The organism is Rhodanobacteraceae bacterium (genome assembly GCA_024234055.1).
In the GTDB taxonomy this organism is placed as follows: Bacteria; Pseudomonadota; Gammaproteobacteria; order Xanthomonadales; family SZUA-5; genus JADKFD01.
Genome location: JACKOW010000005.1, coordinates 176,558 through 200,499, shown reverse-complemented (window position 1 = coordinate 200,499; position 23,942 = coordinate 176,558). Strand labels below are relative to the sequence as shown.

The 23,942-nt window shown below is 64.8% G+C and carries 19 protein-coding genes; 10 read left to right on the top strand and 9 right to left on the bottom strand.

Annotated features, from left to right (window positions below; genetic code table 11):
- Window positions 1-1,641, top strand: coding sequence for a hypothetical protein (locus tag H7A19_11325; protein MCP5475417.1), 1,641 nt, complete (start codon window positions 1-3; stop codon window positions 1,639-1,641).
- A gap of 8 nt (window positions 1,642-1,649) precedes the next feature.
- Complete coding sequence (locus tag H7A19_11320; GenBank protein ID MCP5475416.1) at window positions 1,650-3,398, top strand: cation:proton antiporter; 1,749 nt, start codon at window positions 1,650-1,652, stop codon at window positions 3,396-3,398.
- A gap of 293 nt (window positions 3,399-3,691) precedes the next feature.
- Here H7A19_11320 and H7A19_11315 read toward each other — a convergent pair whose 3' ends face one another.
- Window positions 3,692-4,087 carry an MAPEG family protein gene (locus H7A19_11315; protein ID MCP5475415.1) on the bottom strand — a complete coding sequence of 132 codons (396 nt, stop codon included), beginning with the start codon at window positions 4,085-4,087 and terminating at the stop codon, window positions 3,692-3,694.
- A gap of 163 nt (window positions 4,088-4,250) precedes the next feature.
- Here H7A19_11315 and H7A19_11310 point away from each other — a divergent pair, with 163 nt between their 5' ends.
- From H7A19_11310 to H7A19_11300, 3 genes are all read left to right on the top strand, one after another.
- A complete protein-coding gene (locus H7A19_11310) occupies window positions 4,251-4,991 on the top strand; it encodes a 2OG-Fe dioxygenase family protein (protein MCP5475414.1) in 741 nt (246 codons plus the stop codon).
- A gap of 270 nt (window positions 4,992-5,261) precedes the next feature.
- On the top strand, window positions 5,262-6,332 hold the full coding sequence (locus H7A19_11305) for a histidine kinase (GenBank protein MCP5475413.1): 1,071 nt from the start codon (window positions 5,262-5,264) through the stop codon (window positions 6,330-6,332).
- Window positions 6,329-7,114: a response regulator transcription factor gene (locus H7A19_11300; protein ID MCP5475412.1), complete on the top strand. Its 786-nt coding sequence runs from the start codon at window positions 6,329-6,331 to the stop codon at window positions 7,112-7,114. Before H7A19_11305 ends, H7A19_11300 begins: the two co-directional genes overlap by 4 nt.
- A gap of 461 nt (window positions 7,115-7,575) precedes the next feature.
- Here H7A19_11300 and H7A19_11295 read toward each other — a convergent pair whose 3' ends face one another.
- From H7A19_11295 to H7A19_11285, 3 genes are all read right to left on the bottom strand, one after another.
- Window positions 7,576-10,005 carry an ABC transporter permease gene (locus H7A19_11295; GenBank protein MCP5475411.1) on the bottom strand — a complete coding sequence of 810 codons (2,430 nt, stop codon included), beginning with the start codon at window positions 10,003-10,005 and terminating at the stop codon, window positions 7,576-7,578.
- A 150-nt stretch (window positions 10,006-10,155) separates the two neighbouring features.
- Complete coding sequence (locus tag H7A19_11290; GenBank protein ID MCP5475410.1) at window positions 10,156-11,508, bottom strand: cyanophycinase; 1,353 nt, start codon at window positions 11,506-11,508, stop codon at window positions 10,156-10,158.
- Between the two features lie 150 nt (window positions 11,509-11,658).
- The gene (locus H7A19_11285) at window positions 11,659-12,369 is read right to left on the bottom strand and encodes an HAD family hydrolase (protein ID MCP5475409.1); all 711 of its coding nucleotides are present in this window, start codon (window positions 12,367-12,369) and stop codon (window positions 11,659-11,661) included.
- A 231-nt stretch (window positions 12,370-12,600) separates the two neighbouring features.
- Between H7A19_11285 and H7A19_11280 the strand changes: the two genes are divergently transcribed.
- The gene (locus H7A19_11280; GenBank protein ID MCP5475408.1) at window positions 12,601-12,942 is read left to right on the top strand and encodes a hypothetical protein; all 342 of its coding nucleotides are present in this window, start codon (window positions 12,601-12,603) and stop codon (window positions 12,940-12,942) included.
- Here the strand turns inward: H7A19_11280 and H7A19_11275 are convergent.
- The 3 genes from H7A19_11275 to H7A19_11265 all read right to left on the bottom strand — a co-directional run bounded on the left by H7A19_11275 (window position 12,921) and on the right by H7A19_11265 (window position 16,068).
- The gene (locus tag H7A19_11275; protein MCP5475407.1) at window positions 12,921-14,627 is read right to left on the bottom strand and encodes an NAD-dependent malic enzyme; all 1,707 of its coding nucleotides are present in this window, start codon (window positions 14,625-14,627) and stop codon (window positions 12,921-12,923) included. The two genes, H7A19_11280 and H7A19_11275, sit on opposite strands and share 22 nt — an antisense overlap.
- Window positions 14,628-15,049: 422 nt before the next feature.
- A complete protein-coding gene (locus H7A19_11270) occupies window positions 15,050-15,394 on the bottom strand; it encodes a hypothetical protein (GenBank protein MCP5475406.1) in 345 nt (114 codons plus the stop codon).
- Between the two features lie 146 nt (window positions 15,395-15,540).
- The gene (locus H7A19_11265; protein MCP5475405.1) at window positions 15,541-16,068 is read right to left on the bottom strand and encodes a hypothetical protein; all 528 of its coding nucleotides are present in this window, start codon (window positions 16,066-16,068) and stop codon (window positions 15,541-15,543) included.
- Between the two features lie 138 nt (window positions 16,069-16,206).
- On the opposite strand from H7A19_11265, the gene H7A19_11260 reads away from it, so the two are divergent.
- The 4 genes from H7A19_11260 to H7A19_11245 all read left to right on the top strand — a co-directional run bounded on the left by H7A19_11260 (window position 16,207) and on the right by H7A19_11245 (window position 21,508).
- The gene (locus H7A19_11260) at window positions 16,207-17,169 is read left to right on the top strand and encodes a carbon-nitrogen hydrolase family protein (protein ID MCP5475404.1); all 963 of its coding nucleotides are present in this window, start codon (window positions 16,207-16,209) and stop codon (window positions 17,167-17,169) included.
- An 80-nt stretch (window positions 17,170-17,249) separates the two neighbouring features.
- Window positions 17,250-18,929: an AMP-binding protein gene (locus H7A19_11255; protein MCP5475403.1), complete on the top strand. Its 1,680-nt coding sequence runs from the start codon at window positions 17,250-17,252 to the stop codon at window positions 18,927-18,929.
- 121 nt (window positions 18,930-19,050) lie between these two features.
- A complete protein-coding gene (locus tag H7A19_11250; GenBank protein ID MCP5475402.1) occupies window positions 19,051-19,992 on the top strand; it encodes a retropepsin-like domain-containing protein in 942 nt (313 codons plus the stop codon).
- 70 nt (window positions 19,993-20,062) lie between these two features.
- Entirely contained in the window at window positions 20,063-21,508 is a 1,446-nt protein-coding gene (locus H7A19_11245) for a VWA domain-containing protein (protein MCP5475401.1), read from the top strand.
- Window positions 21,509-21,548: 40 nt separating this feature from the next.
- On the opposite strand, the gene H7A19_11240 is transcribed toward H7A19_11245, so the two are convergent.
- The gene (locus tag H7A19_11240) at window positions 21,549-22,511 is read right to left on the bottom strand and encodes an FHA domain-containing protein (GenBank protein MCP5475400.1); all 963 of its coding nucleotides are present in this window, start codon (window positions 22,509-22,511) and stop codon (window positions 21,549-21,551) included.
- Complete coding sequence (locus H7A19_11235) at window positions 22,508-23,764, bottom strand: trypsin-like peptidase domain-containing protein (GenBank protein MCP5475399.1); 1,257 nt, start codon at window positions 23,762-23,764, stop codon at window positions 22,508-22,510. Before H7A19_11235 ends, H7A19_11240 begins: the two co-directional genes overlap by 4 nt.
- Window positions 23,765-23,942: the final 178 nt, after the last annotated feature.

Here is a 23,942-nt window from a genome sequence, read left to right as displayed (position 1 = left end):
ATGCCAGCGCGCGCACGCCTTCCGCTGTCGGCGTTGCTGCTGCCGCTGCTGCTGGTGGCGTTGATCTATGCGCCTGGATTCTGGGGCTTCTGGCTGGGCGATGATCTGACCAATCTGCATCACTATTTCCGCTGGGCCGAAGAGGGGCGTCTCTGGAGCGACAGCTTTGCGCGTTTCTTCCAGGGGATTTCCGTCGAGGGCTCGGCCTACCGACCCTTGTCGATTCTGAGTCTGTCGGCCAACTATGCCGTGGCCGGCAGCCACTATGGCGGGTGGTACGCGGCGAACTATCTGGTGCATCTGGGCAACACGCTGCTGGTGGCGCTGCTGGTGTTGCGGCTGGCCGCGCATCTGCGCATGGAGGGTCTGGTGGCCGCGGTGCTGGCCGCGCTGGTCTTCGGCCTGGCACCGACCCTGGCCGAGGGCGTGTACTGGCTGTCGGCGCGCGCTGACGGCTGGGTGACGCTGCTGACCCTGGGCGCTCTCTACGGCTGGATGGGCCCAGCCGGGGGGCATGGTCCGCGCTTGTGGATGCCGGTCTGGACCGCCGTCTGTCTGTTTCTGGCGTTGAGCTTCAAGGAGTCTGCCGCTGTCTATCCCTTGCAGTTGGCCTTGCTGGCACTGGTCTGGCCGGGGCACCTGGGGCGGTCGCGCTGGGCTGCGCTGGCGCTCAGCTTCGGCCTGCTGGCGCTGTTCTTCTGGTGGCGCGCGCATTTGTTCGGACATGCCTTCTGGGTCTACGCGACGCCTGGGGCAGAGCAGTCGCCAGTGGATTGGCTGCAGCGACTGAGCCTGGCGCTCGGCTCGATTCCGGCCTGGTGGATGGCACTGACCCAGGGCGCGCTGTGGTTGTCACTGCCGTATTTGCTGGCGCTGGCGGTCGCGTCACTGCTGTTGCTGGTCGCGCCGGATCGGCCGCGCGTGCGCTGGCTGGCGCTGGCGCTATTCGCCGCCAGCGGCGGCATGGTGCTGGCGACCATCCTCAATCTGGGCAGCTTCCTGGCGCACGGCGAGGGTGGGCGTCTGAGCTATGGTCCCATCGCCTGGGCTGCCCTGGGTTTGGGGGCGCTGCTGCTGACGCCGATTCAAGCCCGGCCCACGCCGCCACATCGCGTTGCGATAACGCTGACGCTGATCGCCGTGCTGGCCGGCGGCACCCTGTTGACCCTCGAACTGGCGCGGGTCCGTCTTGCCCAGCACGGGCTGGCAGCGCTGGTGGCCGCTTTGCCGCGCTATGTGCAACAGAATCCGGGATACACGCTGCTGCTGGTGCCGGAGACCGACGGCCAGGCGGTGATCCTGCGCAACGGCCAGGGTGCGGTGGCCCTGCCGCCGCTGCAGGCCGAAGGACTGCTCGACCGGGTGCTGCCGACACTGCCCTCGGATCTGGAACAGCGCCATCTGCGGCTGGCCGGCGGCATGGGCACACGTTTCATCGAAGGCCGCTTCCAGCATCTGGCTGGCGAGGAAGTGGCCCATCTGTACGATCCGGCCGAACCGCGCTGGCCCGATCGATACGCCTGCTGGTCGCAACGCGAGCGCCGCATCCTGGCATTGCCGTCGCCCGATCCTGCCGATGCGGCGGCCTGGGTGGCGCAGTTGCGGGCGGCGCTTCCGGGTTGCGCGATCGACTCACCGTGAGAATCTGAATGCACGGCGCCACGCCCGCTTTGCCCTATCTGCGCGAGGCCATGCTCTTCCTGATCGCCGCCGGCATCATCGTGCCCTTGCTGCACCGCTGGCGTGTCAGTCCGGTGCTGGGCTATCTGCTGGTGGGCTATCTGATCGGGCCCTACGGGCTGGGACTGTTTGCCGGGCAATGGCCCTGGCTGGCCTATCTGTCCATCCCCGAGATTTCCGGCGTGCGGGCCCTGGCCGAGCTCGGGGTGGTGTTCCTGTTGTTCGTGATTGGTCTGGAGCTTTCGCTGGGACGCCTGTGGGCGTTGCGGCGACTGGTCTTTGGCCTGGGCAGCCTGCAGGTGCTGGTCTCGGCGCTGGCGATTGCTGCGGTCGCCGGCCTGCTCGGCAGTTCTGCCACCGCCGCGACGCTGATCGGCGCGAGTCTGGCACTGTCGTCCACGGCCATCGTCATGCAGTTGCTGGCCGAACGCCGCCAACTCGGCACGCCCTTGGGCCGGGCAGCTTTTTCGATCCTGCTGCTGCAGGATCTGGCGGTGGTGCCGATCCTGTTCCTGGTCGGTGTGCTCGGCGCGCAGCAGGGGGGCGGCGTGCTGCTCCCTTTGTTGCTGGCGCTCGGAAAGGCGCTGCTGGTGATGGCGGCGATCTTCGTGGTCGGGCGCATGTTGCTGCGTCCTCTGATGCGACTGGTGGCGCGGGCCCGCAGCCCGGAGATGTTCATGGCGGCCATTTTGCTCATCGCCATCGGTAGCGCCAGCCTGACCGCGATCGCCGGCTTGTCTATGGCACTTGGGGCCTTTCTGGCCGGGCTGCTGCTGGCGGAAACCGAGTTCCGACACGAGATCGAAGTCGACATCGAGCCCTTCAAGGGGCTGCTGCTGGGACTGTTCTTCGTTTCGGTGGGCATGGGCGTCGATGCCCGCCTGGTGGCCTCGAATCTGGGGGCCATCCTGGCGACATTGCTGGCATTGGTCGCTGCCAAGGCCCTGATCATCTACCTGCTGGCGCGGGCTTTTGGGCTGTCGCGGGCCTTGGCGCTGGAGACCGGCTTGTTGCTGGGGCAGGCCGGCGAGTTTGCCTTCGTGGTACTGGGCCTGGCCAGCCAGATGACCCTGCTGCCGTCGTCGGACATCCAGTTCCTGCTGATCGTGGTCAGCTTGAGCATGCTGCTGACGCCAGGATTGGTGGCTCTCGCGCGGCGCTCGGTGGCTGGCATGATTCGTCGCGAGCCCGAGCACGCTCAACCCGAACCGATGGCCCTGGATGGCATCGAAGGGCATGTGGTGATTGCCGGTTTTGGACGCGTTGGACAGGCTCTGGCGCGGGTGCTCGACTCAGAGCGTCTGAGCTATGTGGCATTGGATCTCGATGCCGAGCACGTGGCTCGGGCGCGCGCGGAATCGTTGCCGGTGTTCTACGGCGATGCGTCCAGGCTGGACATGCTGCGGCGCGCCCATCTGGCTACCGCCCGTGCGCTGGTGGTGACCATGGACAGCGCCCAGGCGGCCGAGCACATCGTTCGTGCGGTGCGACAATTCGCGCCGGAACTGCCGATCTACGCCCGCGCCCGCGATCGTGCCCACGGCCGTCGCCTGCTCCAGCAGGGGGCCACGGAAGTGACGCCGGAAACCATCGAGGCCAGCCTGCAGCTGGCGGCGCGGGTGCTGGTCAGCACCGGATTCAGCGAGGATGCCGCCAAGCAGCGCATCCAGATCGAACGCGAAGCCGAGCTCAGGCGCCTGCGCGAGAGCTTGCCTTGAGGCGCGGACGCGGACCGGCGGCGTCACCTTTCACCTGACTGCCAGTGTCCGGGCTGCCCTTGGCGGTGTGCTTGTTTGCGCGACAAAAAGGGGCGAGGGGCAGGGGGCAGGGGCCCAAGGTCGCTGCATCGTCAGATCGTGCGGCGGGGTGGGTCCCCTGCCCCTTGCCCCCTGCCCCTGACATGTGATTCTCTTGGAAGTTGCGTCCAAGGCGCGGGCGCGGACCGACGAGGTCACCTTGTCACGCAGCCCGCTGCGCGGCCAACGTGACCTGCAAGAGCGCCGCATGCCGATCAGCCCAGCAGCGCCATCACCACGCCGTAGCCGCCGACCAGCAGCGCGGCAGCCAGTGCCAGGAAGGTCACCAGAAAACCCCACTCACGCTTGTTGGCGGCCTGCTGGTAGCCGATGGCGTACCAGATACGGCCGATCACCCAGACCAGGCCGATGGCAGCGGCGACAAGGTCGCCCATGAAACCCGCACAGATCAGCAGGGCCGGCAGAAACATCGCCAGCTGCTCGACGGTGTTGGCATGCACGCGGATGGCGCGTTCAAGGTCCGGATCACCGGTCATGGCCGGCGCCTTGACGCCGCTGCTGCGACGGCGGTTGCCCACCCGCATCGCCATCCACATCTGCAGCACGGACATCAACAGGATGACGAGGGCGGTCATCGGATAGGCATTCATGGTCGGCTCCCTGGCGGTCTGGACAGGCCGCGATGTCACCGACGATAGCCGAGAACGGCGGCCAGGCGACATGCCCGGTGCATCGACGCGCTTCAGGCTCTATCGTCGGTATCCGCCGCTGCCGCCACAGACAGCGCGATCGCCTTCCGCACCAGGACTCGACATGCGTCAGCCACTGCAATGGACTCTGGGAGATGCCACGCCGGCGGCCACGCTGCGCGATCAGGGTTTCGTGCTGCTGGGCCGTGCCCGCTTGCTGCAACTTGCCGGCGTGGATGCCCCGTCCTTCGCAGCCATGGCTCGATGGTGGGACAACCTGCCGCCGGACCCGCATCTGCGTGATGGCGGCAATTACCGCTCGCGCCGGCATGCCTCGCTGCGGCTGGACCCGCACAATGGCGCCATCGCCGAACAGGTCCATCGGCCGCATTGGCAACCCTTGGACTACAACGCGCTGCACGGTGGCTTCGAGCGGCATTTCGCCGCCATCGAATCCGCAGCGCTGGCCGAACCGGCGCTGCCGGCCATCATCAGCAGCTTGGCGCGCCTGTTCGCCGAGTGCGCCGGCCGGGCCGTGCACTTTGTGGAAGTGCACCAGTTCCGCATCGATACCGCCGAGGGCATTGGCCGACCCACGCCCGAAGGTGCCCATCGCGACGGCGTCGACTTTGTCGCCGTCATTCTGATCCAGCGCAGCGACGTGCGCGGCGGCGAAACCCGGGTGTTCGAGGCCGAAGGCCCGGCCGGCCTGCGCTTCACCATGAGCGAACCTGGCGCGGCGCTGCTGCTCGATGATGCCCGCGTGATCCACGAGACCACACCGCTACAGCCGGATGTCGGCGCTGGCCATCGGGATACGCTGGTGCTGACTTTCCGGGCTGATGGTTTTCTCGATCCGCCGTGAGAAGAGCGCTCCTGCAGGTCCAGACTTGTCTGGACCCTTCTGCTGCGGTGCCGAAAGTGCGCGCTCTTGTAGGTCCAGACTGGTCTGGACGCTCCTTGCCTGGTGATCCAGAAGCGCCCAGACAAGTCTGCACCTACAACAGCTGGCTTCCCCGAGGTCATGGCCGCCCGCCAGCTGGCGCGGAGACTCCAGGCCCGCACTCGCGCCCAATCGTGCCTGCGCTGCGCCGAGTCGTGCCAGATCGAGCGCAGTCCGCGCTAAGCTGAGTGGATGACTCCCGAGCATCCCCGTTCACTGTTTTCGCGCCTGCCGTTCTGGGCCCTCCAGCTGATCGGCTGGTTTGGCTTTCTGATGGTGCATTTCCTGACCGGCATGGCCCACGGCCAGCACAGCTCCTATCTGTCGGTGTCGATCAGCAGCGCCATCGGCGGCGCCATCGTCACCTGGCCGCTGCATCTGCTCTACCAGCGCATCTGGCCGCTGCCGCCGCGGCAGTTGATCGCGATCGCCGCGCCCGCCTTTCTGGCGATCGTTGCCGCGATGAGCATCATTTACGCCGCCTCGATTCAGAACTATTGCCCGGACGAATGCCGGCCCGCGAGTTTTCTGGGTTATGTGGCTTATTCAGGCTTTACCGCCTACGTGATCCTGAGCTGGAGTGCGTTGTGGTTCGGCATCCGCAACGGTCGCGCGCTGGCGGTGGCTCGCGAGCGTGAACTGGCGGCACAGGCCCAGGCCAATCTGGCGCAGCTGAAGATGTTGCGTTATCAGCTCAATCCGCACTTCCTGTTCAACACGCTCAACGCCATCGCCACTTTGGTGCTGGAAGGCGCCAATGACACCGCCGAGCGCATGCTCGGCGCGCTCAGCCGGTTTTTGCGCTACACCCTGGATCAGGAGCCGCAGCAGAAGGTGCCCTTGCAGCGTGAGCTGGAGGTGCTGGATCTGTATCTGCGTATCGAGAAAATGCGCTTCGAAGAGCGCCTGATCATGGATATCCAGATTGATCCACAAGCCGAACGGGCGCTGGTGCCGGGGTTGATCCTGCAACCGCTGATCGAGAATGCCATCAAGTACGCGGTGGCGAAGTCCGAGCAGCCTTGTCGAATCGGCATAGGTGCCCGGATCAACGGCGAGTGGCTGGAACTGGAACTGATCGACGAGGGTCCGGGCAGCCCGCACTTTGCACCGGGCGCACCCGAGCCAAACGGCGTTGGTCTGCGCAACACCCGCGAGCGGCTGGCCACCGTCTATGGGGCGCGTCAGCGCATGACGGTCGAGAATCGCGCGGAAGGTGGCACCCGCGTGCGCCTTACCCTGCCGCTGGAGCTGTCGCCATGAGCACGGCCGTGAGCGCACCCGTTCTGCGCTGCCTGCTGGTGGATGACGAGCCTCTGGCGCGCCGTGGCCTGCGCCATCGTCTGAACCGGATTGGCGGTGTCGAGATCGTGGCCGAGGCTGGTAATGGCCGTGAAGCCCTGGGCTTGATAGGTCAGCACGAGATCGATCTGATGTTCCTCGATATCCAGATGCCGGGCATTGACGGCTTCGGTGTGCTGCAGGCATTGCCGGTGTCACGCTGGCCGCTGGTGGTCTTCGTGACCGCTTTCGACCAGTACGCCATCGAGGCCTTCCGGGTGCATGCGGTCGACTATCTGCTGAAACCCGTGGAAGACGAATCGCTGCGCCAGGCACTGGCGCGGGCGCAGCAGCGGCGGCGTGGCAGCGAGCTGGAAATTGAACACACCCGGCTGCTGGCGATGATGGCCGCCGAGCGCAGCCAGTCGCTGGGCGAGCACGCGGACGACAGGCTGACGCTCAAGGACGGCAGTCAATTGATTCGCGTGCCGCTGGCAGAGATTCGCTGGATCGACGCCGCCGGCGACTATGTGGTCGTGCATACCGATCAGGACAATCACGTCGCCAGAGCCACACTGCGCGAACTGGAAGAGCGCCTGCCAGCCGAGCGCTTTGTTCGCATCCATCGCTCGACCATCGTCCACACCCGCTACATCCGGCGCCTGCGGCCTCATATCAACGGCGAGTACTTCGTCGATCTGGACGGCGGTCAGGAGCTCAAGCTCTCGCGCGGCTATCGCGAACAGCTGGACAAGCTCGGCTGAGCGCAGGCAAACCAGTCCGCCGTCAACGCTTCGGTGTCAGAGGCCCTTGTAGTACCGAGCTTGCTCGGCAGCGTCTGCGGCTCTTGCGCAAGGACGGAGGAGCACAAGCCCAGCCAGAGCAGCGGAGCAAGCTCCGCTCTACCAGAGCGTCGGCGTACGAGGCTGTTGTAGTGCCGAGCTTGCTCGGCAGGGTCTGCGGCTCTTGCGCAAGGTTGGCGGAACACAAGCCCAGCCAGAGCAGCGGAGCAAGCTCCGCTCTACCAGAGCGTCGGTGTACGAGGCTGTCGTAGTGCCGAGCTTGCTCGGCAGGATGTGCGGCTCTTCGGAAGGCGCGGAAGAGCACAAGCCAGCCAGAGCAGCGGAGCAAGCTCCGCTCTACCAGAGCATCGGTGTACGAGGCTGTTGCAGTGCCGAGCTTGCTCGGCAGGGTCTGCTGCAGTGCGAGCTTGCCGGACGGCGCCTCACTCCGCCCGCAACGCGTCCAGCGGATCGCGGGCGGAGGCGCGCCAGGCGGGCAGCCAGCTGGCCAGCAGTGCCGCCGTCGCCAGGACCGCGCCCACCGCCAGATACAGCCAGGGGTCGAAGATGCTCACGCCCGGCAGCACCGGTTGCAGCGGCAGGGCCAGCGCATAGCCCAGAACCAGGCCACTGCCGATGCCGAGCAGCGTGCGCCCGAGATTGCGCTTGACCAGCAGCGTGGTCACCGAGCCGGCACTGGCCCCGAGGGCCATTCGCAACCCGACCTCGCGGGTGCGCCGGCGTGCGGCGAAGGACATGACCCCGTAGACACCCACGGCCACCAGGATCAGCGCGGCCACGGCAAAGATGGCGGCCATGCTGCCAATGATCTGCAGGCCCGCCAGGCCGATACGGGTGCGCTCGCGCAACGTGGTGATGGTATGGATGGGTTGGTCCGGGTCAATGGCGGCAACCGCTTCACGCACCGGGGCGATCATCGCTTCGGGATCGCCCTGCACGCGGACCAACAGGTCCAGCCAGCCCCAGCCGGTCTGATCCTGCAACAGATACCAGCCTGCGGCGGGCGCGCGATTGCCGATCCCCTCGATGTTGAGATCCGGCACCACACCCACCACCGTGGCCCAGGGTGCACCATCCTCGTCCCTGCGCAGACGCTCGCCGATGGGGCTGCGGCCCGGCCAGAAGCGCTCGGCCAGACTCTGGTTGACCAAGGCCACCGGTGCGCTGTCGATACCATCCTCGCTGCCGAACAGGCGGCCGCTGATGGCCTGGCGATCGATCACCTGGAAGTAATCGCGAGAAATCACCTCAAGAAAGGCGCCGGGGCGGTCCTGCTGGCGATCCGATTCACGACCGGCGATCTCGAAATGGCTGTAGACGCCGGGATTGACCAGATCGCGGCTGCTGACTGCGGCCGCACTGACGCCAGGAACTTGCTGGATGCGGTTCAACAACTGCTGGTAGAAGTCGCTGCGCTGACGGGCTTCGATATAGGGCAGGCCCTGCAGTTCCACGCGACCGATCAGCAAGGTATCGGGATCGAAAGGCAGCGTGCTGCGACTGCTGCGCAGTGCGCTCAAGGCCAGCAGGCTGGCGAGGATCATGGCCGCACAGGCAAAGCCGAGCTGGCCGATGACCACCGAGCGCGCCGCCCAGGCACGCTCACCGCCGACGCTGCCACGGCCGTCAGCGCGCAGGGCCGAATTCAGATCCAGTCGAGCCAGTCTCAGTGCCGGGATCAGTCCGGCGGCGAGGCCCGAGAGCACGGCGATGACGGTGGTCACCGCCAGCACTCGGCCGTTCAAATCGAAGGCGATCCAGGAGGACATGCTGACCCGGGCGCTGATCTCGGTTTGCAGCAGGTGCACGCCCACGCTGGCGATCAGCAGCCCGACCACGGCGCCGAGGCCAGCCAGCAGCAGACTCTCCAGCAGCAGTTGCCGCAGCAGCCGTCTGCGCCCGGCGCCGAGAGCGCTGCGCACGGCCAGTTCACGCAGGCGATCGCTGGCCTGCACGAACAGCAGATTGGCGGTATTGATGCACGCCAGCGCCAGCACGATCAGTGTCATTGCCAGCATGATTCCAAGCAGCGTGATGGTGCCCTGATCGTTGTAGGCGGATTGAAAGGATTGCAGCACCAGGCGTGTCGCGTCCTGGCGTGCACCGGCGTCGCTGGCCGGGAGCGGAGGCAGGCGCTGCAGGATGGTCTGTCCTTCCGCCTGCGCCTGGTCGCGGCTGACCCCGGGTTTCAACAAGCCCAGTACCTCGACATTGAGCAGATGCGGATCAGCCGCGGCTGCTTCGACACTGGCCGGCAGGCGCAGATTGACCCAGAGGTCTTCGCCATTGGGGAAGCGGAAACGAGGCGGCATCACGCCAATGACGGTCGCCATTTCGCCGTTGAGCTTGACCCGGCGGCCTGCCACCGCCGGGTCGGCGCCAAATTCCTCACGCCAGATCGAGTCGGCCAACAGCAGCTTCAATTCCTCGCCCTTGTGCTCGTCGGCGGCAGCAAAAGCGTGGCCGATGGCCGGATTCGTGCGCAGTGCCGCAAAGAAGCCATGACTGACCGCGCGGCCAGTCAGGCGCCGCGGCGCGGTGCCGGTCTGACTGAGGTTGTAGAAATCGAAGCTGAAGGCAGCGAGTTCTTCAAAGCTCTGTTGTCCCTCGCGCAGGGCCATGAATTCGCGCTGCGACAGCGGCTGCCAGTTCGAGCCATTTCCAGAACCGCCGCGACCGAGGTGCAGCAGTCGCTCGGCATCGGCAAAGGGCAGCGGGCGCAGCAGGATGCCGTCGATCAGGCTGTACTGGGTGGTGACCAGGCCGATGCCCAGTCCCAGCGTCAGGGCCACGATCAGGGTGAACCCGAATTGACGCGCCAGATGGCGCATTGCATATCGCAGATCGTTCACGGCGTGTATTGCTCGTCCCGGAATCCCGAGCGCGATGCAAGCCGCGTGCCGCCGATGGGGCGCCCCAAAATCCCACCGTGGCGGCCGTTTCGGGGCCGCCGCTGATCATTCCCGGACATCCGTGTCCGTTCTCGCGCAGTGGCGAGAGCTTCAGTAGATGTCGAGCCTGGCCTTGACCACCGTGTAGCGACCGGCCGAGTAGTAGCCCTTGCTGCTGCCGTCGCGGGTGAATCGCAGGGTGATGGTCGGCGCATTCGCGGGATAGAAGGGCGCGGTCGAATAGTCCGGGGCGGGCGCGGCGCCCAGGTTGTAGCTGGCGCTCTGGTCGACGACCCGGGTCAGGACCCTGGAGGTCTCGAAGGCGCTGAAGATGTCGGGCGAGTCGTAATAGCCGCTGTAGTAGCGCGTGCCGATCAGGGACTTGCTGCTGTTGATCGACTTGCTGCTGTAGTTGTAACTGTCGCCCGCGGTGAGCAGGCTGACCCGCGCGCCGCTGAGTCTCCAGTAGCTGCCGCTGGGGTAGGTGGCGGCGCTGAGGTCAGCGATGATCACCGGACCGCTGCCATAGACCCTGGCCGTCTGGGTGACGGTGTCGACCAGCAGGCCGGTATCCTCATCGACGCCGAAGCCCTGCTGTCTCCCCATCGCGCGCATGGCTGCCAGCAGCCGTCCCAGGCGTCCGGAGCGGGCGTCGAAATGGGTGTCGGAGAGCAATGTGGCCGGCAGGAAGCTCAAGCCCTTGAGCATGGCCCCATTCTCGAAGTAGCGCAGGGCGGTGAGGCCGTCGCGGGTATCACCGAAGTTGGCGTACTGCGGAACCGTCAGCGTGGGCAGATCGGCCCGGTAATACAGATAGCCGTAACTGACGCCATTGCCATGCATCATGGCGTTCATCGCATGGTTGCCGGCGGAATCGCCGCCGACCACAAAGCCGGGACTGTTGGCATTCCAGCGCGCTCGCAAGGCCGCTGCCAGCGGCGTGTCGCTGCCGTCGTTCTTCAGCCAGCTGCGGGCAACCCTGGCCTGATCACCTCCCGCAAACCAGACCACGTCGGCCTGGTTGACGATGGCGATGTTGGCATCACCGGCGCTGTTGCCGCTGTAGGCGTGGCTGCCGAAATTGTCGATGTGCACGGTGATGAATCTGGGCGAGAAGCCGTGTGTCTGAAACAGATTGTAGTAGCCGCGCTTGACCGTGCCGTCGCCGTTGTCCAGATCATTGTCGAAAGCATCCAGGCCGACCGCGTAGCTCTCCTTGCTGGAGGTCACCACGGCAATGCGCGGACAGGCGGTCGTGGCCCAGTTGTTGCCGCAATTGCTGGTGCTGTTGATATCGGGCGTGTAGTTGCTGTCACGCCCGGTGGCCTTGCGCAGGCCATTGACGAACAGATCGGTATTGGCGTCGTCGTAACCGCCGCCCATCAGATAGATCTTGCCTGCGTGCAGCGGCGTGGTCAGCAGCAGCGCCCACGCGAGTATCACGACTATCGGCCATCGCTTCATGTTCGCACTCCCCAGATGAGTTCCGGCAATGCCCCCACTGCCGTGACTCACTGTAAACAGCGGGGCGATGGAGACCAAGGCCGGACTTGCGCCAATGCGTCGCCGAATTGCAGATCTGCGTCGCCTTGGAGTGCTGGAGGTGAAATGGCGTCAGCAGCTGCGAGAAAGCTCGGCAATGGCGCCGGGCACATCGGCCAGCGTGTCGACCACGCGCAACCGTGTCGAGCCGAGGTCCGCCTGATGCTCGGCCTCCAGCGCCCAGGTGATCGCATAGGGCACGTGCACGCCGCAGCCGCCCAGCGCCAGCACCGGTTCGATGTCCGAGCGCAGTGAATTGCCGACCATGGCGAAGCGCTCGGCCGGCAGCGCGAATTCCTCGAACAGGCGGGCATAGGTGGCTGGATCCTTCTCCGACACGATCTCGATGCGGTGAAACAGATCGGCCAATCCGGATTGCCGGACCTTGGCTTCCTGATGGAACAGATCACCCTTGGTGATAAGCACCACGCGATGGCTCAGAGCAACCGCCTCGACCGCGGCGCGCACGCCCGGCAGCAGTTCCACGGGGTGGGTCAGGACCGACTTGCCCAGCTCCAGCAGTCGGCCAATATCGGCGCCCCCGATGCGCGCGTCAGTCAACTCGATGGCGGTTTCGATCAAGGACAGGGTCATGCCCTTGGCGCCGTAGCCGAAGACCTTGATGTTGCGGCGCTCGGTGGCCAGCAGGCGCTCGTGCACGCGCGCATCCGCCAGATCGATGTAGTGCCCGAGGATGCGTTCGAAGGCCGCATGGGCCCCCTGGAAATAGCGTTCGCTGTGCCACAGGGTGTCGTCGGCATCAAAGCCCACCAGCTCGATCATGGCTCGATTCCAGATTGTGAGTCGCGGACGATAGCGCAGCGGCAGGTGGCCATGCCGTCGGGACGGGCGGTCAACTCGATGAGTCCCGACTTGATCGAATCCGGCACCAGATGACGATTCTGATCAGCAAGGCCGGCCGCTGATCCACTCTCGCACCTGCTCGGTTCGGGTACTGGAGTAGGCGCGGCAGGCCAAGGACGAATTTCCGGCATCTCCCCATGGACCACGAACATGAAGATACTCAGTGCGACCATCGCCCTGGCGCTCGCCGCCTCCACCTGCGTGGGCGAGTTCAGTCAGTCCTTGTCGGCCCCTGAGCCGGCCCGGACTTCGGCTGATGCTCCCGGTGTCTGGCTCTTGGCCGCACCGATGCAAGATCAGGCGCTGGTCCCGAGTGGCGAACGGACCCGCGGCCCAGAAGAGTTCATCGACGACCTCGCCGACCAGGACGCCATGGCCGATGTGCAACTGATACATCTGGCTCGCGCCGCTTGCTGTGCGGGACGCACCGAGGCTCAGCAGCGGCGAGACGGTCTGCGCCAATGGATCGCTCAGTCGGATTTGAACCGGTAGGGCCGATATACCGGCTCCCACACCTGGGCCTTGATCCGCGGCAGCAGTTCGGACTCGTCGCAGTCGTCGGCGACCCCGTCGATCTGTGCCTGACGCGCCGTGGCCAGGGCCACGGCGATCGACACGGCGCGCAGCTGGTCCACGGGCGGCAGCAACCGGGCCTTGGGGTCACGTCGAGCTGGCGACAGCGCCGCCAGGGCCTTGCCGGCGGCCATGAACATGGTATCGGTGACGCGACGCGCGTTGACCGCCAGCACCGCCAGGCCGACACCGGGGAAGATGTAGGAATTGTTGGTCTGATTGATCGGCAGCATCTCGCCTTTCCAGGGCACCGGCGGGAAGGGGCTGCCGGTGCCGATCAGGGCGCGGCCGTCGGTCCACTCGACCAGATCGGCGGGAATCGCCTCGGTACGCGAGGTGGGATTCGACAGCGGGAAGATGATCGGTCGATCGCAGTGGCTGGCCATCGCCCGGATCGCCGATTCGGTAAAGGCACCGGCCTGTCCGGAGACGCCGATCAGGGTGGTCGGCCTGGCGTTGTTCATGACGTCGAGCAGGGTGATGCCGTCGGCTGAACCCAAGCTCCATCCGGAGACTGCCGCTTGCGACTGCGCGTACAACGCGCGCTCGCCGCTGACTTCGCGCAGGCCATGGGCCACCAGCCCCTTGCTGTCCAGCACATAGAAACGTTGCCGTGCTTCGGCCTCGCTCAGGCCTTCTTCCATCATGGCCTTGACCAGCAGGCTGGCAATGCCGGTGCCGGCGGCGCCAGCGCCGACAATGGCGATACGCTGCTCGCGCAGCGGCACGCCGGTGACACCGATGGCGGCCATCAGCGTGCCTGCCGCCACCGAAGCGGTACCCTGAATGTCATCGTTGAAGGTGCACAGTCGGTCGCGATAGCGCTCCAGGAGGCGACCGGCATTGTGTCCGGCGAAGTCCTCCCACTGCAGCAGCACGTTCGGGAAGCGCTCGGCCACAGCGCTGACGAACTCCTCCACGAAGGCATCGTATTCGGCACCGCTGATGCGGGGATTACGCCAGCCCACGTACAGCGGGTTGTCGAGTCGCTCCTGATTGTTGGTGCCGACATCCAGCACAATCGGCAGCGTGGCCTCCGGGTGGATGCCGGCACAGGCGGTATACAAGGACAGTTTGCCGATGGAGATGCCCATGCCGCCGGCGCCCTGATCGCCGAGCCCGAGTATGCGTTCACCATCACTAACCACGATCACGCGGACCTTGTCGAAGCGCGGATAGGACAGCATCTCGCGGATGCGGTGGCGGTTGGGATAGCTCAGAAACAGGCCACGCGGCTTGCGCCAGATTTCGCTGAATCGCTGGCACCCCTCTCCCACCGTCGGGGTGTACACCAGCGGCAGCAGTTCCTCGATGTGGTTGACCAGCAGCGCGTAGAACAGGGTCTCGTTGGCATCCTGCAGGTCGCGCAGAAAGGCATAGCGCTCGAAGTTGGTGGCAAAGCTGCGCAAGACCTTGAGTCTGCGCTGTACCTGGCCTTCAAGCGTGCCGATGGTCGGCGGCAGCGTGCCGTGCAGACGGAAGTCGTGGCGTTCCTCCTCGGTGAATGCCGTGCCCTTGTTCAACAAGGGCTGATTGATCAGATCGAGTCCGGTCAGATCGGTCTCGATGACCTCGGTTGATGTGGACCCTGACGGCTGATTCATGACGCATCTCCCGGACGTTCAGACTGCAAGATCGAATGGCAGCGGGTATTTCGATCCTGCATGAAAGCAACAATTGAGCAGTCTGTCAGCTTTTTGTGCAGATGGATGGTCTGCGTGCTGCCGGGCTCGGTGCCACCAGCAGCTGGTGTTGCGTCTTTGCGAGCCACCTGAATCGGCCCGACACTGCGCACGGGCCATGAACCACAAACCCGCCTGTAGGAGCGACCTCGCGTCGCGACCGCCACGCCGCAGGACCGAAGCAGCAGTCGCGCCGCAGGACCGAAGCAGCAGTCGCGCCGCAGGGGCGCTCCTACAGGTGGATAAAGAAAATCAACAGCTTGCGAGCGGTTTCGATGCCTGGCGAGGCCCAAGAACAACGAAGGCGACCCCGGGGTCGCCTTCTGTGTTGCTGTCAGACTGGCTTACCAGCCACGATAGCGGTGCTGGCGGGCATGTCGGCGCTGGTCACGGTAGCTGTCGCGATAGTAACGGTGGTGGTTGCCGCGATGACCATGGCGCGGATCGCGGTAGCCGCGATAGCCGTAGTCGTTGCCGTAGTAGTGGCCACGGTGGCGGCGATGATGACGATCGTGGTCATGCGAGGCAATCAGGGCCGCAACGCCGATGGCAAGTGCAATGCCGACGGCGGCGTCGTTGCGGTCATCATGCCGGTCGTAGTGCCTCTGACCCGCTGAAGCGATGGGCGCAACCAGCATTGCGGCGCAAGTGAAGACGATGACAGTCAACAGCTTGTAGGTCGAATTCATGGTGCCTTCTCCTCAGGGATCCATGTGTCCCGTGTCTACGCTTCCTACCTTGCCCCTTGTTGCCTGAACAGAAGCTGCCGCTTTAGCTGAACGAGACAATTTCGTTCAGATTTGATCGCGCAAGGCGCGCCACCTCAGCGGCCGTCCTAGGGGTAATCATCGTCCGTGTAGCCGTAGTCGGAGTCATCCCCGTCGTCGCAATAGGCGGCGCCGTCCTCGTCGTAATACTCCGGCCTGTCGAAGCCCTGGCTGTCGTAGGAGTCATCGACATGGCCGGTTTCGTGGCCGTAGTCGCTGTAGCCTTGGTCGGCATAGCTCTCGGCGCCATAAGCGGACGGGTAAGGATTGCCCCGGTGGTAGCCGCCAACCACTGTGGTGCTGAAGCCGGCGTTGTCGTAGCCGGGGCCGTAATTGCTGTAGGCCGCACCGCCGTAGCCGGATCCGGCATAGCCGTATCTACCGTAACCGGCTCCGCCATAGCCCGAGCCGGCATAGGACTGGCGATGGTGATCGCGACTGGCCGAGATCAGTGCCGCCGCGCCGAGAACCACGGCGATGCCGATGGCCGCGTCGTTGTTGCCGTGACGGCGATGCCCGGCGTCGGCCAGCGGGGTCACCAGCATGGCAGCGCATCCGAAAACCAGAGCCAGACCCGTGTGCTTGATCGTTTGCATGGTGCATCCTCCAGTCGAGCCGTTGTGGCCGCAGCGATAGAGTGCGGCCTGGAATATGAACGGCGCGGTCAAGCTGAACGATAATCGGCCTGATCACGAATGCCTGTTCAGATTTTCTCAGCATTTCAGGAGGCGGACATGTCAGCACAAGCGAGCTTGAAAGTGGCCCTGGCACAGATGGCGCCGGTGTGGCTGGAGCGTGAGCGCACGCTGTGGAAGATGACGGCCTGGGCCCAGCGGGCGGCCGACGCCGATGCCGGCCTGTGCGTGTTCGGCGAGGCACTGCTGCCCGGCTATCCCTTCTGGGTGGAACTCACGGACGGCGCGCGCTTTGAAGACGACTTCCAGAAGACCCTCTATGCCCATTATCTGGAGGAGGCGGTCAATCCCGAGGACGATCTGGCGCCGCTGCAGGAGCTGGCCCGTGACAGCCGCATGGTCATCGCGCTTGGCTGCATGGAGCGGGCGAGCGATCGCGGTGGACATTCACTGTATTGCTCGCTGGTCTACATCGATGCGAGTGGTGAGCTGCAACCGGTGCACCGCAAGCTGGTGCCCACCTACGAAGAGCGACTGGTCTGGGCGCCGGGCGATGGCCACGGATTGCGCTGCCATGCGCTGGGGGCATTCACGGTGGGAGGGCTGCTGTGCTGGGAAAACTGGATGACCCTGCCGCGCGCGGCGCTGCACAACCAGGGCGAGGACCTGCATCTGGCGCTCTGGCCTGGCAATGAGCGTAATACCGCCGAATGCACGCGCTTTCTGGCGCGTGAGGGACGCAGCTTCGTACTCTCGGTGTCGGGTTTGATGCGCGCCGAGGATTTGCCGGAAGAGCTGCCTTTTGCCGATCAGCTGCGGCCACTGTTGCCGGCCATGTCAGCCAATGGTGGATCCTGCATCGCCGGGCCAGACGGCCGTTGGCTGGTGGAGCCGGTCGTCGGCGAAGAACGCCTGATCCTGGCCGAACTGGATCACGCCCTGGTGCGCCGTGAACGTCAGAACTTCGATCCCGCCGGGCACTATTCCCGGCCCGACGTGTTGCAACTGGCGCTGGATCGTCGCCGACAGGGAAACCTGACCGTGCGCGGAGACGACGACTGAGTCAGTCGCGGTTGCTCCTTGCAACGACATGACTTTCACGCGCAGTCCGCGCACCATTGTCGTCTGCTTGCCGCCCGAGAATTCCGATGACCCGACCCTTTGGACGCAACACCCCATCACCGCTCGCCAAGGAAGACTTCGAGAACATAGCCAGCGCCGCCATCGATGCCGGCCAGAGCCTGCCGCAGATGCTCATCGAGGTCTGTCAGCGCCGCAGCAAGCAGCCCGCGTTTACCAATATGGGCAAGACGCTGAGCTATGCCGACATTGATCGCCTGAGTGCCGATCTGGCTGCCTATCTGCGCGGTGAGCTGGGCCTGAAGCCAGGGGATCGGGTGGCGGTGATGCTGCCCAATCTGCTGCAGTTCCCGATCGCCGTGCTCGGCATCCTCCGGGCGGATCTGATTTCGGTGCTGGTCAATCCGCTGTACACGGCGCGCGAATTGCGTCATCAGTTGAAGGACTCGGGCGCGTCGGCGCTGATCGTGATCGAGAACTTTGGCGCCGTGGCTGCCGAGGCGCTCGAAGACACCGGTGTCAAGCATGTGATCACCACCCGTGTCGGCGATCTGTTGAGCTGGCCGAAGTCGACGATCGTGAACTTCACGCTCAAGTACGTGAAGAAGCTGATCCCCGAGTTTTCCATTCCCGGCGCGGTGGGCTGGCCGGAGGCGCTGTCGCACGGCTCGAACCAGCCGCGAGTAACGCCGACAGCTGCGGCCACCGAGGTGGCGCAACTGCAGTACACCGGAGGGACCACGGGCGTCTCCAAGGGCGCGGCGCTCTCGCACATTGCGCTGATGGCCAATGTGGCAGCGTGTGAGCAATGGCTGGGACGGGCACTGAACCCGTCGAAGGAAATCGGTCTGATCTGCCTGCCGCTGTATCACATCGCCGCCTACACCAACATGATGTACGCCTGGACCCACGGCCTGCATGGTGTGCTGATCACCAACCCACGCGATATCCCGGGGCTGGTGGCCAGCTTCCGCCAGTACCGGCCCTCCATCTTCTCGGGCGTCAACACACTCTACGACGCGCTGCTGAACTCGCCCGAATTCACGGCGCTCGATTTCAGCTCGCTCAAGCTCTGCATCCAGGGCGGCACGGCGCTGCGCCGGGCGACTGCCGAGCGCTGGAAGCAGGTCACCGGCCGTGAAGTCGTCGAAATGTACGGCTTGTCGGAAACCAGTGCCGGCATCACCGTGAATCGCTGGGATGCCCCGAATCCTGCAGGTTCCATCGGGCTGCCCTTGCCGGATGTGGACATCAGCCTGCGCGATGAGCAGGGCGAGGAGGTTCCCATCGGCGAGCCCGGCGAACTGTGCGTGCGCGGACCGCAAGTCACCAGCGGGTACTGGCAACGCCCGGACGAGACCGCTGATGCCTTCTTCGAGGGGGGCTGGTTCCGCACCGGCGATATCGCCAAGCGCGGCGAAGGCGGCTATCTGTTCCTGCTTGACCGCCGCAAGGACATGATCCTGGTCTCGGGTTTCAACGTGTTTCCGAATGAAATCGAAGACGTCGTTGCCATGCATCCCGGTGTGCTCGAAGCGGCTGCCGTCGGCATCCCCGACGACAAGACCGGCGAAGCCGTGAAGCTGGTGGTCGTCCGCAAGGACCCGGCGCTGAGCGAGGAAGCCCTGCGTGCCCATTGCCGGGAGATGCTCACGGGCTACAAGCAGCCCAAGCGCATCGAGTTCCGCGACAGCCTGCCGAAGACCCCAGTGGGCAAGATCCTGCGCCGCGAGCTGCGCTGAACCGGACTGGCGTCAACGGTCCGGGAGCTTCCATCGCCCCGCGCTGCGACCTTTTGTCGCGCAAGCGCATCTCTTGCGCTGCGGTCAATTCGTTCCGCGTACGGACAAAAGGACATCACTCATGCTTCGCAAGCAATTTGGCGGCCTGGCCAGCATCTCGCTGACTGGCGCGGTTTACCTGCTGATGAATGTCGCTGTTGCCAGCGACCGCGTCATGCCTGCGTTGGATGTCCCGATGTTGCAGTCGAACAAGGGTCACCCGCTGATCGAGGTCAGCTTTCCAGGCGCCGGCATGGTCGACTGCGTGGTCGATACCGGTGCCATGGCGGGCGTGGCACCGAAAGCCGTCTTGGCTGCCCTGGGTGAATTTGGCGAAGCGATGCCAGATGTCAGCGCGACCGGCGCCAACGGCTCGGTCAGCGTGGAACGCGTCCGCGTCAGTGGCCTGCGGGTCGCCGACCTGGAACTGCCGGCAATGACCTTTGTGCAGCGTGATCTGGACGGATTGATCGGACCCAAAGGCGAGACTGCGTGCGTGATTGGACAACCGCTGCTGACGCCCTACGCGGTCGAGTTTGACGGGGTGGAGCAGCGCTTCCGGCTGTGGCCGAAAGATTCGGTAGCAGACTGGAGTGCCCGGCACCGGGCGCAATCCACCGAATTCCTGCAGCCGTTGGCGGCGTTTCCGGTACACCAGACCGCGTGGGGCGAGGGCAGCATCCGTTGGGTGCTCGACACCGGGGCACCGTTTACGTCGATCAATGCAGCCGCGCGCTCGGCGCTGGGCTTGAATCAGGCGCCGCCCCTGCGTCTGGTGACACGTCGTGGCCTGGATGGATTGCCCACTGAATTGCCGGTGATTTCGATCCCGCCCACCCTCATCTATGCCGGATTGCGCAAGCAGACTGAAGTCGAAGTGGGGGATCTCCCGGTACTGATGGTGCTGGGCGTGGGGCCGGATCAGGCGGGAGGACTGATCGGCGCCGACATCATCGCCGGGCAAAGGCTGTTGATCGATTACCAGGGCAAGCAGCTTTGGGTAGGCCAGTCGGACGGCTCTTGACCTCTTGCTGACCCCTCAAGACGTTCAACTCCGTATTCTGCCTTTCTTGATCAACGAGAAAGGATTGCCGATGCGCCAATGGTTTGCTGCACTGATGTTGTTGTCCGCAGGATCCGTTTCTGCCGAAGAAAACGTGATGCTGGTGCTCGATGCATCGGGGTCGATGTGGGGTCAGATCGATGGCAAGGCCAAGATCGAGATCGCACGCGAGGCGGTGGATCAGCTAGCCGTCAACTGGAAGCCCGAGAATCGGCTGGGACTGGTGGCCTACGGCCATCGCCGCAAGGGCGACTGCACCGATATCGAAACCCTGTTTGCGCCACAACCGCTGGATGCTGCGGCTCTGCGCGATCAGGTGCGGACATTGAACCCCAAGGGGATGACGCCGCTTTCGGCGGCGGTGATTCAGGCAGCCGAGGTGCTCAAGTCCTCGGAGCAGAAGGCGACCGTGATCCTGATTTCCGATGGCGAAGAGACCTGCAATCTGGACCCCTGCGCCGTCGGCAAGGAGCTGGAGAAGAATGGCGTCGACTTCACCGCCCACGTCATCGGCTTTGATGTCTCGAATCCGGCCCATCAGGCGCAATTGCGCTGTCTGGCGGAGAACACCGGTGGCCAGTACTTCAATGCGCGCGATGCCAAAGGTTTGTCCGGATCCCTGACCGCCGCGGTAGCGGTCAGCACCGAGGCCAGGCTGCCGGCAGCCACGGCCAGCATCAGCGCGCCGGATAAGGCGCCTATCGTCACCAGCATTCGTGTGTCTTTCGAGGGGCCGGGTGACGACGGCGATTTCATCGGCATCTATCCGACTGCCCCGAGCGATGCTGGCGAACTTGGCTATGTCTGGATCAAGGACGCCGATCGGGACGGCAGCACAGAGCTGGCGATGCCAGCCGAGCCCGGACGTTACGAATTGCGTTATTTCAGTCCTCTGCGCGAGCCGAACGTGCTGGCCCGTCGCACCATCGAGGTGACGCCCAGCGCGGTGTCGATCAGCGGACCTGCGCAAGCGGTGGCAGCCAGCACCATCGAGATTCAGGCCAGCGGCCCGGTCAGCGGTTCGCACTGGATCGGTTTCGCCCCCTCGGGAAGTGGCAACGGTGCCTATCTGGATTATTTGCGGCCGCAGGCCGGTGAATCCCGCTACAGCTTGCGTACCCCGGTAGAGGCCGGTAACTACGAGCTGCGCTATGTGCTCAATGAGAGCGAGTCGGTGGCGGCGCGACAGACCATCAAGATTCTGCCGGCAGAGGCGACGATCGAAGCGCCGGCGCAGGTCAAGGCGGGTGAGATGGTGACGATCCGCGCCCGTGGCCCGGTCGCCCAGGGCAACTGGATCGGCTTTGCGCCCGCCGGCAGTGAGCCCGGTGCCTATCTGGGCTATGACGACATCCGTGGCGAAGATGAAAGCTACGAGATTCGGGCACCAGAAGAAGCCGGCGACTATGAGCTGCGTTTCATGGTCTACAGCAGTGACAGGGTCCTCGCATCACGGCCGATCAAGGTCCTTCCCTGAAGGCCATCGGCGCACCTGGCATTCGTCAGGTGCGCTCCCGCTACAGCGCTGCTTCGGTGTCCTGATCGACCTCGTCCATCAGGTCCCGAGCGCTGTCATAGAACGCCTCGCTGCTGCTTCCTTCGCTCAGAGCCGCGAACGGCGGCTTCAGCGAACCACCGATGCTGGGTTCGCTCTGGAAGCGGTCATCGCCGGCACCCGGCAGCAGCGACAGCGTCAGGAACGCCAGGCCCACCAAGCTAGTCGGCAGCAGCAGTGAGCGCGACTTCCCGCGTGAAATCAGGCGCAGATGACCGAACAGCAGCGCCGTGACCAGCAGCGCGCCAGAGATGCTGCCAAAGGCTGGCAGCCAATCATCCAGAGATGTGGCGTAGATGGCATAGCTGCCCACGACTTCCATCAGGTTGGCCACCACGACAGCGGCGCCGCCCAGCGCCAGATGGCCGAAATACTGGAAGCGATGCGCCACCACGCGATTGACCAGACTCCAGGCCAGCGCCCACAAGGCCAGTACGATCAGTCCCGGAGCGACGTTGCTGGCGATGGCACCGAGGCGCAGGGTCTGGGCGCTGCCCAGGATACTGTCGGTGGCCATCGCCAGCGCGCAGCCCACGGTGGCGGTCAGGCCCCAGCCCCAGCGATCCAGACCCAGCCAGCGCGATCCGGCCAGCGGATCGGGTATCGTGGCCGGCAGTTGCTCGTCAATGCCACGGAAGCGCAGATGGGTGTGACCCAGGCGCAACTCCCGATGCTGGCCGAGTTCGATCCGCGACTGCCGTTGGGCCTGGGTACCGACGAAGCTGCCGTTGACGCTGTCCAGGTCAATCAGCTCCAGCGTGTCCGTGGCGCGGATCTCGGCGTGATGCGCGCAGGCATAGACATCGTCCAGGACCAGATCATTGTCCAGCGCCCGCCCTATGCGGAAAGGCAGCTGCTGCACCCGCACCCGTTCGCGCACGTGCCCGGCGCGATCAACGATCTCCACCACACCGAGTGTACTCATGGCTGCACCTGCACGATGCTCTCGGCAAAGCGTCGGGCAAAAGCCAATCCATGCTCGCGATCGACCCCGGTGAGGATCAGCGTCGACTGCAGCGCCTGTTCGGCATGATCCAGGGTCACCTGTCGCTGCACCAGGTCGTACAGTCCGCTGAACTCACGGTAGCGGCGCACGCATAGCACCAGCTTGCTCTTCAGCTCGCCGTGACGGAAGAAATCCTGATGGCAGGAGAAATCGGTGGAACTGGTCTTGTCGCCGCCCAGATCACCGTAGAAGCTGCGAAAGGCTCGCTCCAATTGCGCCCAGAAACGCAGCACGCCCACCTTTTGGGCGCTGCGCAGCTGATGCTCGAAGCGAATCGCGCCGGTCGACAGATTGCCTTCCAGGAAGATGTCGTCCTCGCTCTGGCAGCTGAGCTCGGTGTAGTCGAGCAGGCGTTCGGGGTTCTGGTCGGTCTGGCTCCAGCAACTGATGTGCCGCGCCAGCGACGACGGAACACGGTAGCTGCCAAGGGTGGTCGATTCCAGCGGAGTGGCCATGAGCGCGTCCAGATATTGGCTCTGATTCGCCCGCAGCTGAGCGCCGATCCGCTCCATCAATTCGCCCTGGGTGCTGGCTTCGTCCCTCGAGAGCAGGTCGATCACGTGCCGCGAGGGCACCAGAAAGCTGACCTGATCGCCGGCCGTGGCCACATTGACGCCAATGACGTTGCCGAAACGGTCGATGGCCGGACCGCCGCTCATGCCGGGATTGATCGACGCAGTAAGATGGATGCGCTCGTACAGGGATTTTTCGAGCAATCCGTTGTAGGTGCCCTCGACGATGGTCAGGCCCAGATCGTAGGGGAAACCGAGCGAATACAGACGTTCGCCCATCTTCGGCAGATTGCTCTCGACGGCTAGAAAATCGCGCCCCTGCAATTGCTCGGACTGCAGCAAGGCGAGGTCGTGGACCACATCGACATCAAGCAGGCGCAATTCGCCGCTGCCGCCCTCGCTGTCATGCCATTCGGCCCGGTATTGGCCAGGATGGTGCACGAAGTCGGCGACCACATGGAAATTGCTGATCAGGCGGCCATCGTCGCTGACCAGAAAGCCGCTGCCGATGGAACGCTTGGCGCCGCCCTGGGCATCGATGATGCGCACCTGGATCACGCTGGTCTTGTGTCGGGAAAACACCTCTTCGGTGGTCCAGTCTTCGGCGTGCAGGGCCGATGTCAGCAGCAACAGGGCAGCCAGGATGCGGATCAGATACATGTGCGGACGGGGATTCCCTGACGGCGGGTGAGCGACCAGCAAGCGTGATCGTTGTGGCGCAGAGTATGCCAGAGCGACCTCGTCACTCTCTTCAAGCATGGGCGCAAGATCAGGCGCGCCGGTCCGCCGTCTCAATGTTCGCCGGAGGCCAACGGGCGACTGCACACAATCCGGCACC

Excerpts from the sequence above, each read along its gene's own strand:
- H7A19_11290 (MCP5475410.1), bottom strand. The coding sequence starts at position 11,508 with ATGAAGCGATGGCCGATAGTCGTGATACTCGCGTGGGCGCTGCTGCTG.
- H7A19_11315 (MCP5475415.1), bottom strand. The coding sequence starts at position 4,087 with ATGAATGCCTATCCGATGACCGCCCTCGTCATCCTGTTGATGTCCGTG.
- H7A19_11300 (MCP5475412.1), top strand. The coding sequence starts at position 6,329 with ATGAGCACGGCCGTGAGCGCACCCGTTCTGCGCTGCCTGCTGGTGGAT.
- H7A19_11240 (MCP5475400.1), bottom strand. The coding sequence starts at position 22,511 with ATGAGTACACTCGGTGTGGTGGAGATCGTTGATCGCGCCGGGCACGTG.
- H7A19_11280 (MCP5475408.1), top strand. The coding sequence starts at position 12,601 with ATGAAGATACTCAGTGCGACCATCGCCCTGGCGCTCGCCGCCTCCACC.
- H7A19_11260 (MCP5475404.1), top strand. The coding sequence starts at position 16,207 with ATGTCAGCACAAGCGAGCTTGAAAGTGGCCCTGGCACAGATGGCGCCG.
- H7A19_11325 (MCP5475417.1), top strand. The coding sequence starts at position 1 with ATGCCAGCGCGCGCACGCCTTCCGCTGTCGGCGTTGCTGCTGCCGCTG.
- H7A19_11235 (MCP5475399.1), bottom strand. The coding sequence starts at position 23,764 with ATGTATCTGATCCGCATCCTGGCTGCCCTGTTGCTGCTGACATCGGCC.
- H7A19_11275 (MCP5475407.1), bottom strand. The coding sequence starts at position 14,627 with ATGAATCAGCCGTCAGGGTCCACATCAACCGAGGTCATCGAGACCGAT.
- H7A19_11245 (MCP5475401.1), top strand. The coding sequence starts at position 20,063 with ATGCGCCAATGGTTTGCTGCACTGATGTTGTTGTCCGCAGGATCCGTT.
- H7A19_11265 (MCP5475405.1), bottom strand. The coding sequence starts at position 16,068 with ATGCAAACGATCAAGCACACGGGTCTGGCTCTGGTTTTCGGATGCGCT.
- H7A19_11310 (MCP5475414.1), top strand. The coding sequence starts at position 4,251 with ATGCGTCAGCCACTGCAATGGACTCTGGGAGATGCCACGCCGGCGGCC.
- H7A19_11285 (MCP5475409.1), bottom strand. The coding sequence starts at position 12,369 with ATGATCGAGCTGGTGGGCTTTGATGCCGACGACACCCTGTGGCACAGC.
- H7A19_11270 (MCP5475406.1), bottom strand. The coding sequence starts at position 15,394 with ATGAATTCGACCTACAAGCTGTTGACTGTCATCGTCTTCACTTGCGCC.
- H7A19_11305 (MCP5475413.1), top strand. The coding sequence starts at position 5,262 with ATGACTCCCGAGCATCCCCGTTCACTGTTTTCGCGCCTGCCGTTCTGG.
- H7A19_11250 (MCP5475402.1), top strand. The coding sequence starts at position 19,051 with ATGCTTCGCAAGCAATTTGGCGGCCTGGCCAGCATCTCGCTGACTGGC.
- H7A19_11320 (MCP5475416.1), top strand. The coding sequence starts at position 1,650 with ATGCACGGCGCCACGCCCGCTTTGCCCTATCTGCGCGAGGCCATGCTC.